The 352-nt window shown below is 41.5% G+C and carries 1 protein-coding gene; it reads left to right on the top strand.

Translation table 11 applies throughout. The features are described from left to right. The coding region (locus HMPREF2597_RS06030; RefSeq protein WP_218117585.1) for a hypothetical protein at positions 1 to 352 on the top strand (352 nt) is incomplete at both ends.

A 352-nucleotide genomic window follows, 5' to 3' on the forward strand; every position in this document is an offset into this window, starting at 1 on the left:
TGGCATCACAACATATGTGTATGAACGTATCCAGTCAGAAATCCCGAATGAAGCGCCGCAAGAGACACCGGTACAATTAGAAGTAACGCGTTATGTGGATATTACCGGAAATGAAGTTCAAGAGACAGAAGAAGGTACGCATCAACCGCGTTATATCATTGGAGATAAATGGCGTTATTCTGGAGTAACAGTGACAGAAAATGGTATTACTAAACATGTCTATGAACGCATTCAATCAAAAGTTCCAAATGACGCACCACAAGAAACGCCAGTACAATTAGAAGTAACACGCTATGTGGACCCAGAAGGAAACGAAGTACAAGAAACAACAGAAGGTAAACATCAACCGCCT

The organism is Staphylococcus sp. HMSC063A07, assembly GCF_001836955.1.
GTDB classification, from domain to species: Bacteria; Bacillota; Bacilli; order Staphylococcales; family Staphylococcaceae; genus Staphylococcus; species Staphylococcus lugdunensis.